Consider the following 8973-nt stretch of genomic DNA (forward strand, 5'->3'; position numbering starts at 1 on the left):
CCGGGGCGTCGGTGCGGGGGGAACGGGTCAGACGACGCGCGGGTCGGACTCCTGGGTGTCGTCCTCGGGGATGTGGACGTCCTGGACGGTCACGTTGATCTCGGCGACCTCCATGCCGGCGATGTGCTGGATGGCGTCGGCGACGGCGGAGCGCACGTCCTCGGCGACCTTCTGCAGCGGCGCGGGGTACTCGGCGACGATGGTGATGTCGGCGGCGACCTGGCGCTCGCCGACCTCGACCTTGACGCCCTGGCCGCGGTCGTCGTTGCCGATCGCACTGCGGATGGCGCCGATCGCTCGGGCCGCTCCTCCGCCGAGGGCGTGGACGCCCGGGACCTCGCGCGCGGCGATGCCGGCGACCTTGGCGATGACGCCGTCCTCGATCACGGTGCGTCCGGATCCGGTGCTGGTCTGACGGGTGGTGGTCGCGGTGGTCTCGGCCATGGTCTCCTCTTTCGCTCGGGGCCCGATCGCTCGATCAGGCGGGGTATGCAGGTAGGACGCTCCGTCGACGCCGAACGTCACGGTCGGATCCGGCCCGCCCAGGCAACTGCCAGAGAGGCGGGCCGGGCCGGGCCGGTCCTCTCAGGAACGCGGTCGACGCCCGTCGATTCGCCCTCGGCCCGGTGCTGTGGTGGCATGGAGCCGTGACCGACGCGACCGCCCCGCAGGCGCCCCTCCCTGATCGGACGGCCGCGCGCATGCGCCCGCGCGCCCTGCTCGTCCTGGCCCTGATCGGCGCGGTCGGCGGGACCCTGTCGGGCGCGTTCGGCGTCGGCGGCGGGATCGTGATGGTGCCGATGCTGATCGCCTGGGCCGGGATGGACCAGCGCCGCGCCTCCGCCACCTCGCTGCTCGCGATCGCTCCGACCTCGGTCGCCGGAGCGTTCGGCTACGCTCTCGCCGGCCAGGTCGCCTGGGTCCCGGCGGCGGTGATCGCGGCTGCGGCGATGCTCGGGGCGGTGGCCGGATCCTGGCTGCTCGCGCGGCTGCCTCTGGGCGTGCTGCGCTGGATGTTCGTGGCGCTGCTCGTGGCCGCGGCGGTGCGGATGGCCGTGTTCGGCTCGAACGACACCGGCGACGTCGCCGAGGGCTGGGGCGTGTGGCCCGGATTCGCCGGGCTCGGCATCGGGATGGGCGTCGCCTCCGGCCTCTTCGGCATCGGCGGCGGAGCGATCGCCGTGCCGGTCCTGGTCGGCGCCTTCGGGCTCGCGGACCTCCTGGCCAAGGGCACCTCGCTCGCCGCGATGATCCCCACGGCGGTCACCGGCTCGATCGCGAACGCCCGGCGCGGCCTGCTCGACGTGCGCGCGGGCCTCGTGGTCGGGCTCACCGCCACGGCGTTCTCCTTCGCCGGAGTCGCGCTCTCCTTCCTCCTGCCGGCGCGCGTGTCCGGGATCCTCTTCGCGGTCCTCCTCCTGCTCGCCGCGGTGCAGCTCGCCCTCCGCGGGCGGCGCCGCTGAGCCCTTCACGACGCGGACCCCCGCCGTCAACGCCCTGTCCGATCCGTCGCAGACGCTCGTAGCGTCGTCGCGATCGGGCGCGGGCCCGGAGGGGCGGGAGCACGATGGAGCAGCAGCAGCGCGAGCAGCAGGGCCGGCAGCAGCGGCGAGGGGGCGGCGCGAGCCTGCACCGGGACGTCGCACCCGGGGTGCACCGGCTCGAGCACGCCTGGGCGAACCTCTACCTGATCGAGGAGGCGGGTCGGCTGACCGTCGTCGACGCCGGGCTCCCGAGGACGTGGCCGCACCTGATCCGCGCGCTGGAGGTGCTCGGCCGCTCGCTCGGCGACATCGACGCCCTCGTGCTGACCCACGCGCACTTCGACCACCTCGGCGTCGCCCGCAGCCTCGTCCGCCGGGGCGTCCCCGTGCACCTGCACGCGGCCGACCAGCCGCTCGCCGCGCAGCCCTACTCCTACCGCCGCCAGCGCACGCCGTTCGTGTACCCGCTGCTGCACCCCTCCGCGATCCCGGTGCTCGGAGCGATGGCCCGTGCGGGCGCGCTCGCGGTGCCGCCCGTGCACGGGACCCTGCCGCTGACCGCCGGAGCGGTGCTCGACGTGCCCGGATCGCCCCGCGTGCTCGCGACTCCGGGGCACACCGACGGGCACGTCTCGCTGCACCTGCCCGAGCGCGACGCGGTGATCGGCGGAGACGCCCTGGTCACGCTCGACCCCTACTCCGCGCGCACCGGCCCGCACCTGGTCGCGCGCGCCGCGACCGCCGACACGGCGCAGTCCCTCGACTCGCTGCGGGTCCTCGCCGGGACCGGGGCGCGGACACTCCTACCCGGCCACGGCGCGCCCTGGCGCCTGGGCGTCGCGGCGGCGGCCGAGCTCGCGGCGCGGACGCCGATCGCCTAGGGCGCGCCGCCGCAGGCCGCTCAGAGGCCGGTGGCCTGCCTCCCCGGCCGACCCGGTTCCGCAGCCGTGGCACCATCGAAGGTGATGTCGATCCCCGGTCCCGCATGAGCGCGGTCAGCTACCAGGCCGCGTCGATCCCCCTCCGCCTGGCCAGCGCCGGCATGGTCGTCGCCCTCCCCGTCCTCGCCGTCGAGCGTCTCGGCGACGTCGCGCTCGGCGGCGCCCTGACCGGAGCGGCGCTCTTCCCCGCCGTGATCGCCGCGCCGCTCGTCGGCACGGTGCTCGACCGGGTCCGCCGCCCCCGCCGGCTCCTGGTCGGCGCCGCGCTCACGACCGCCGTCGCCTTCGCGGTCGCCGCCTTCCTCGGCGAGGTGCCGACGCCGCTCATCGTGGTGCTGCTGCTCCTCGCGGGGCTCGCGACGCCCGTCTACATGGGCGGCATGTCGAGCTTCGTCACGAGCGCCATCCCGGAGCCGCGCCGCGCCTACGCGCAGGACTCGCTCTCGTACACGGTCGCCTCGATCAGCGGGCCGGCCATCGTGGGCCTCGCGGTCGGAGTCGGGGGAGCGCGGACCGCGATGCTCGCCATGGCGGTCCTCGCCCTCATCGGCGTCGTCGGGTCGCTCGGCCTCGCCATGGAGGCCCGTCCGGCGCCGACCGTCGGCGTGCTGCGGACGATCGTCGCGGGCGTCACCCACCTCGTGCGGCACCGTCCGATCGCGGTGGTCACCTCGGCGGGCACCCTCAGCCAGGTCGCGGGCGGAGCGGCGGGAGTCGCGGCGATCAGCCTCTCGGTGGAGCGGCTGGGCAGCACCGACGCCGCCGCGTGGATCCTGACCGCCTTCGCCGTGGGCGGCCTGCTCGGCGCCCTCGCCGTGGCGGCCCGCCGCTGGACCCGCCGTCCGCCGGCGTGGACCATGGGCGCCGCCTACATCGCGACCGGCGCCGTCCTCCTGGTCGCCGTCCCCGACCTGGGCGTCGTCGTGGCGATCGCCGCCTTCGCGGTCGCGGGCGTCTTCACGGCACCCTCGAACGCGGCGATGCTGCTGCTGCGCGACCAGGAGAGCCCTGCCGCCGTCCGCTCGCAGGTGTTCACGATCGGCGCGGGGCTGCGCTCCGCCGCCGCGGCCGTCGGCGCCGTGCTGGCGGGAGCGGCGTCCGGCCTCGGAGCCTCCTGGCTCGTCGCGGGGATCGCCGTGGTCTGGATCGGCTCCGGCCTGCTGCTGCGCCTGTTCCCCGCGCGCGACCGCGACTGACCCCGGCCGCGCGCGGAGCGCTCGGCGGGACCGGCACCTCCGCGCGCGGGGATCGCGATCAGGCCGCGACGCCCGCCAGCGTGCCCGTGCTCGGCCCGTTCGGGTCGGTGATCATGCAGTTGATCGTGCGGTCGCCCGTGCCCCAGCTCTCGGCGGTCGGGTAGTAGTAGCTGAAGTCGTACGCCGAGTCCTGGTAGCCGATCCCGGTGAACGACTCGAACGCCGTGACGCAGTCGGTCTCGGCCTGCTCCGTCGCGACGGACTCGCCCGGGTACTCGTCGGCGTCGGCCATCGTCAGGTTCTGGAACACCTCGTAGACGTGCGGGTCGGTGCAGGGCACGGTCGGCACGTCGGTGACCTCGGTCGCCTCCTCGCTGAGCTCGCCGTTCAGGCAGTCGCCCACGCGAAGCTGGAAGACGTCGGTCGTCCCGCCCTCGGTGATCTCCCCGGTCTCGTCGTCGCGGGTCTCGCCTCCCATCAGGCCGTTCAGGCCCGAGCAGCCGGTCAGGCCGAGGGCGAGGGCCGCGCCGGCGGCCAGGACGAGGGCGGTTCTGCGGCGGTTCATGACGACTCCCGGGATCTGCTGCACGGAGGTGCTCCTGTGACGGCTCCCAGGCTAGGGGTGCAGGGCATCCGTCCCGAGGGGGATGCACTCGATCCGGATCTCCACTTTCCGGAGTAGCGGACGCTCAGCCCGGTCCGGTCGAATGGGGTCATGGCTCAGAAGACGGTCGCAGACCAGCTCATCGCTCAGCTCATCGACGCCGGCGTCTCCCGCATCTACGGGATCGTCGGCGACTCGCTGAATCCGATCGTCGACGCGGTGCGCCGCAGCGGCGGCTCCGAGAAGGGAGGCATCGACTGGATCCACGTGCGCAACGAGGAGGCGGCCGCCTTCGCCGCCGGCGCGGAGGCGCAGCTCACCGGGCGCCTCGCCGTCTGCGCCGGCAGCTGCGGCCCCGGCAACCTGCACCTGATCAACGGCCTCTACGACGCGCACCGCTCCTCCGCCCCGGTGCTCGCCATCGCGAGCCACATCCCCAGCAACGAGATCGGCTCGTCCTACTTCCAGGAGACGCACCCGGACAGGCTCTTCGTCGAGTGCTCGAACTACCGCGAGCTGATCTCGACCGCCGCCCAGGCTCCGCGGGTCGTGAACGCCGCGATGCGCAGCGCGGTGGCGCTCCGCGGAGTCGCCGTGGTCACCCTCCCCGGCGACATCGCCGAGCTGGAAGCGGTGGACGGCTTCCCCGCGTTCGTGCTGCCGTCGACGCCCGTCCTGGTCCCCGCCGACGCCGACGTCCGCGCCCTCGCGGCCGCGATCGACCAGGCGCGGACCGTCGCGATCTTCGCGGGCGCCGGAGTGCAGAACGCGCACGACGAGGTCGTCGCCTTCGCCGAGCTGGTGGGCGCGCCCGTCGGGCACAGCCTGCGCGGCAAGGAGTGGATCCAGTACGACAACCCCTACGACGTCGGCATGACGGGCCTCCTCGGCTACGGAGCGGCGCACGCCGGCATGCACGACGCCGACCTCCTCCTCCTCCTCGGCACCGACTTCCCCTACGAGCAGTTCCTCCCCGACGCCTCGAAGGTCGTGATCGCTCAGGTCGACAGCGACGCCTCGAAGCTCGGGCGCCGCGTCAGCGTCGCGCACCCCGTCCACGGCGACGTGGCGGCGACCCTCACCGCGCTGACCCCGCTCGTGCAGCGGAAGGACCACCGCTTCCTCGACAAGACGCTGAAGAAGCACGAGAAGCTGGTCACCGGAGTCGTCGGGAAGTACACCGAGGTCGGGACGCGCAGCCCGATCCACCCCGAGCTCGTCGCGTCCACGCTCGACGGCCTGCTCTCCGAGGACGCGATCGTCACCGCCGACACCGGCATGGGCAACGTGTGGCAGGCCCGCTACATCACCCCCAACGGGAAGCGGCGCCTGCTCGGCTCGTACATGCACGGGTCGATGGCGAACGCGCTGCCGCAGGCGGTCGGCGCGCAGCTCTCGCACCCCGGTCGCCAGGTCGTCTCGCTGAGCGGCGACGGCGGGCTCTCCATGCTGATGGGCGAGCTGGTCACGGTCGCCGCCTACCGGCTGCCCGTGACGATCGTCGTGTTCAACAACTCCACGCTCGGGCTGGTGAAGGTCGAGATGCTGGTCGACGGCTTCCCGGACTTCGCCGTCGACGTGCCGATGGTCGACTACGCGAAGGTGGCGGAGGCGATCGGCATCCGCGGGATCCGCGTCGAGGACCCGCGCGACGTGGAGGAGGCCCTCCGCTCGGCGCTCGCCGACGGCGGCCCGGTCCTCGTCGACGTGGTGACGGATCCGCTCGCCCTCTCGCTCCCGCCCACGATCACGGGCGCGCAGGTGAAGGGCTTCGCGCTGGCGGTCTCGAAGATCGTGATGAACGGAGGAGCGGGCGAGGCCGTCGCGCTGGCCCGCACCAACATCAAGCACGCTCTCCGATGATCGACGCCCGGGCGCTCGCGAGCGGCACCTGGTTCGTCCGGGGCTCCTCGCTGCCGCTCTGGCGCTCGCGGTCGGGGGTGGCGATCACGTACGCGCCGCTCCCGACCGGCGGGATCGGCGACGTCGTCAGCTGGCGCGGCCGGACGCGCTCGCACTACGTGGTTGGGATCGACACCCCCGACCCGCACGATCCGTCCGGCTTCCGCTGGCGGGGCGTCGAGCCGCTGACCCTCCTCGCCCGCAGCCGCTGGTCGTTCGTGGCCGCCGACGAGGAGGCGGGCTGGGCGCTCACCCGCTTCGCCCGGACGCCGTTCACGCCCGCCGGCGTCGACGTGTACGTCCGCGAGCCGCACCCGGCCCGCGGCGTCCTCGCGGCGGCGCTCGCCGCCTGCGCCGCCGACCCGCGCACGTCCGCGCTGCGCCCGCGCCTCTTCGAGGTCGCGCCCTGACTCCTGAGCGCGCGCCCTCCCGTGAGGCGTCACGAACGGTCGCCATCCCGCTCGGATGACGACCGTTCGCGACCCCTCGGCGGTCGTCGATGCGGCGCCCGGTCGGCGAGTGCTCGTCGCAGGCGCTCGACGGAGCGCTCGGGGTGGGGGACGAACTCGGCGCCGACGATGCGGACGACGCGGACCCCGATCGAGGCGAGGTCGTCGTAGCGGCCGAGGTCGCGCGCGAAGCGCCGGTTGCTGGTGCGGTGATCGTCGCCCTCGTACTCCCACGCGACCCGCTCCGCGGGGTACCAGCCGTCCGGCCGCCCGACGAAGACCCCGTCGGAGTCGAACAGCGGCTCCTGCAGCACCGGCTCCGGGAGCCCCGCCCGGAGCGAGGCGAGCCGGAACCGCGACTCCTGTCGCGACTCCGCCCCGTCGCGCACCAGAGCGAGCGCGGCGCGGAGCCGCACCGAGCCCCGACCGCGGAAGGACGACACGCGCTCCCGCAGGTCGGGCAGCGGCACCCAGGGCCGTCGATCGGCCGGATCGCCGACGACCGGCGTGCGCACCAGCGCGTCGCCCACCGCGACGAGGTCGTCCGGCTCGAGGAGTGCGGAGAGATGGCAGAAGAGCGAGGCCGGATCGGTGAGGGGGAGTCCGCGGCGGAGGACGCGGCGGACGTCGGGATCGGCGAGGGCGTGGCCGACGACGTTCCGGTGCCGGGGAGCGCGTCCCGGCCGGCGGACGCTGACGTGCACCGGCTCGTCCGCAGCGGCGGGCGGGAGGTCGAGCGGCCAGAGCCGCGCCGCCGTCACGTGGCTCAGGAGAGCCTCCGGACCGACCAGCGCGAGGAGCGCCTCCGTGCGCAGGCGCAGGTCGGGGTCGGGGTCGGCGGTGCGGACCCCGTGGAAGGGCCGGTGGAGGTCGGAGCTTCGGAGCCGCCCGCGGCTCACTCCGCTCGCGCGAGCGTCAGCGACGGTGAAGGCGCGGCCGCGGAGTCCGATCGGAAGCGGCGAGGGATCGTGCATCCGGCCACTGTCCCGCCTCCCGATCCTCGTGAACCGGTTCTCCACAGGTCGGATCCTTGCGCCCCTCCCGCTCGACCGCGTCCAGGCGTCACGAACGGCCGTCATCCCGCTCGGATGACGACCGTTCGTGACGCCTCGGCGGGCCCCTGAAGCCCGCCGGGCGCGTCACTCGCCGAGCGTGATCGCCTGCGCCTCGACGAGCTCGGGCTCGGGCTCGTGGGCGTCGGCGCGGGCCAGGGTGCGGCGTCCGAGCAGCACGATCAGCGCGGCGACGGCGACGGCTCCGGCTGCGGCGTACATCGGGAAGGCCGGCGAGATCGCCGCGGCCAGGGCGGAGGCGGCGGGCGGGGCGATCGCGCCGCCGAGGAAGCGGACGCCGGAGTAGGCGGACGAGGCGACGGAGCGGGGCAGGTCGGTCGCCTCCATCACGCACTCGGTGAGCACCGTGTTGACGACTCCGAGCAGCAGGCCGCCGACGATGATGCAGACGATCAGGCCGACGCGCGACGAGATCACGAGGCCGCCGGCGATCAGGTCGAGCGCGAGCAGCAGCAGCACCGAGCGCAGCACGACGGTGCGCGGGAGGCGCCGGGTGAGCAGCGGAGCGACGAACACGGAGGTGATCGCCACGCCCAGGCCCCAGCCGAAGAACGTGAAGCCGAGGCCCATCTCGTCCAGCCCGAGCGGGTAGGGCGTGTAGGCGAGCAGCACGAAGAAGCCGATGTTGTAGAACAGGGCGGCGCCCGCCAGCGTGCGGATGGCCGGGACCTTGAGGGCCGCGAAGGGCGCCGAGAGCGGAGTCGGAGCGGGCTTGGGGCCGTCCTCCCGCAGGAGCGTCGCGATGGCGATGAAGCCGACGGCCATCAGCACGGCGGTGCCGAAGAACGGACCGCGCCACGAGACGCTGCCGAGGAGCCCGCCGAGCAGCGGACCGACGGCGATTCCGATGCCCAGAGCGGCCTCGTAGAGCACGATCGCCGCGGAGGAGCCTCCGCTCGCCGCGCCGACGATGGTCGACAGGGCGGTCGAGATGAACAGCGCGTTGCCGAAGCCCCAGCCCGCGCGGAAGCCGATGACGCCCTCGACGCTGCCCGCCGTGCCGGCGAGCGCGGCGAACACCACGATCAGCACCAGGCCGATCATGAGGGTCTTCTTGGCGCCGATGCGGCTGGAGAGCCAGCTGGTGAAGAACATCACGACGCCGGTGATGACGAGGTAGCTCGTGAAGAGCAGCGAGGTCTCGGTCGGAGTCGCCTGCAGGCTCTCGGCGATGGCCGGGAGGATCGGGTCGACCAGGCCGATCCCCATGAAGGCGATCACCGCGGCGAAGGCGACGGCCCAGACGGCCAGCGGCTGCTTCAGGATCGAGCCCTGGGCGGGCGAGTGGGGGGAGGTGGTCACGGCGTGGAGCCTTTCTCGGGGG

Annotated in this window: 9 protein-coding genes; 5 read left to right on the top strand and 4 right to left on the bottom strand. The window is 74.1% G+C overall.

The window, feature by feature from the left end; translation table 11 throughout:
- Positions 1-27: 27 nt before the first annotated feature.
- Positions 28-444 carry an Asp23/Gls24 family envelope stress response protein gene (locus tag C5D66_RS16365; protein ID WP_104225148.1) on the bottom strand — a complete coding sequence of 139 codons (417 nt, stop codon included), beginning with the start codon at positions 442-444 and terminating at the stop codon, positions 28-30.
- Positions 445-647: 203 nt separating this feature from the next.
- Here C5D66_RS16365 and C5D66_RS16370 point away from each other — a divergent pair, with 203 nt between their 5' ends.
- The 3 genes from C5D66_RS16370 to C5D66_RS16380 all read left to right on the top strand — a co-directional run bounded on the left by C5D66_RS16370 (position 648) and on the right by C5D66_RS16380 (position 3621).
- Positions 648-1463, top strand: a complete 816-nt coding sequence (locus tag C5D66_RS16370) for a sulfite exporter TauE/SafE family protein (RefSeq protein WP_104233037.1) — start codon at positions 648-650, stop codon at positions 1461-1463.
- Between the two features lie 104 nt (positions 1464-1567).
- On the top strand, positions 1568-2365 hold the full coding sequence (locus C5D66_RS16375; RefSeq protein ID WP_104327009.1) for an MBL fold metallo-hydrolase: 798 nt from the start codon (positions 1568-1570) through the stop codon (positions 2363-2365).
- 104 nt (positions 2366-2469) lie between these two features.
- Positions 2470-3621 (top strand): MFS transporter, encoded by a 1152-nt coding sequence (locus C5D66_RS16380; protein ID WP_104226087.1) that lies wholly within the window; start codon positions 2470-2472, stop codon positions 3619-3621.
- Between the two features lie 58 nt (positions 3622-3679).
- Here the strand turns inward: C5D66_RS16380 and C5D66_RS16385 are convergent, their stop codons facing one another.
- Positions 3680-4210, bottom strand: coding sequence for a septum formation family protein (locus C5D66_RS16385; RefSeq protein ID WP_104256608.1), 531 nt, complete (start codon positions 4208-4210; stop codon positions 3680-3682).
- Positions 4211-4336: 126 nt separating this feature from the next.
- Between C5D66_RS16385 and C5D66_RS16390 the strand changes: the two genes are divergently transcribed.
- Together C5D66_RS16390 and C5D66_RS16395 are read left to right on the top strand one after the other, a co-directional pair.
- Positions 4337-6088: a pyruvate dehydrogenase gene (locus C5D66_RS16390; protein ID WP_104226089.1), complete on the top strand. Its 1752-nt coding sequence runs from the start codon at positions 4337-4339 to the stop codon at positions 6086-6088.
- Positions 6085-6537 carry a hypothetical protein gene (locus C5D66_RS16395; protein ID WP_104225142.1) on the top strand — a complete coding sequence of 151 codons (453 nt, stop codon included), beginning with the start codon at positions 6085-6087 and terminating at the stop codon, positions 6535-6537. The genes C5D66_RS16390 and C5D66_RS16395 overlap by 4 nt, the downstream gene beginning before the upstream one ends.
- A gap of 29 nt (positions 6538-6566) precedes the next feature.
- Here C5D66_RS16395 and C5D66_RS16400 read toward each other — a convergent pair whose 3' ends face one another.
- Together C5D66_RS16400 and C5D66_RS16405 are read right to left on the bottom strand one after the other, a co-directional pair.
- Positions 6567-7550, bottom strand: a complete 984-nt coding sequence (locus C5D66_RS16400; protein ID WP_104256606.1) for a hypothetical protein — start codon at positions 7548-7550, stop codon at positions 6567-6569.
- A gap of 165 nt (positions 7551-7715) precedes the next feature.
- Entirely contained in the window at positions 7716-8951 is a 1236-nt protein-coding gene (locus tag C5D66_RS16405; protein ID WP_104225140.1) for an MFS transporter, read from the bottom strand.
- Positions 8952-8973: the final 22 nt, after the last annotated feature.

Origin of the sequence: Rathayibacter sp. AY1B4 (assembly GCF_002932815.1) — a bacterium.
Taxonomy (GTDB): domain Bacteria; phylum Actinomycetota; class Actinomycetes; order Actinomycetales; family Microbacteriaceae; genus Rathayibacter.

Coding starts and splice junctions, on each gene's coding strand:
- C5D66_RS16400 (WP_104256606.1), bottom strand. CDS start 7,550: ATGCACGATCCCTCGCCGCTTCCGATCGGACTCCGCGGCCGCGCCTTC.
- C5D66_RS16390 (WP_104226089.1), top strand. CDS start 4,337: ATGGCTCAGAAGACGGTCGCAGACCAGCTCATCGCTCAGCTCATCGAC.
- C5D66_RS16375 (WP_104327009.1), top strand. CDS start 1,568: ATGGAGCAGCAGCAGCGCGAGCAGCAGGGCCGGCAGCAGCGGCGAGGG.
- C5D66_RS16380 (WP_104226087.1), top strand. CDS start 2,470: ATGAGCGCGGTCAGCTACCAGGCCGCGTCGATCCCCCTCCGCCTGGCC.
- C5D66_RS16365 (WP_104225148.1), bottom strand. CDS start 444: ATGGCCGAGACCACCGCGACCACCACCCGTCAGACCAGCACCGGATCC.
- C5D66_RS16395 (WP_104225142.1), top strand. CDS start 6,085: ATGATCGACGCCCGGGCGCTCGCGAGCGGCACCTGGTTCGTCCGGGGC.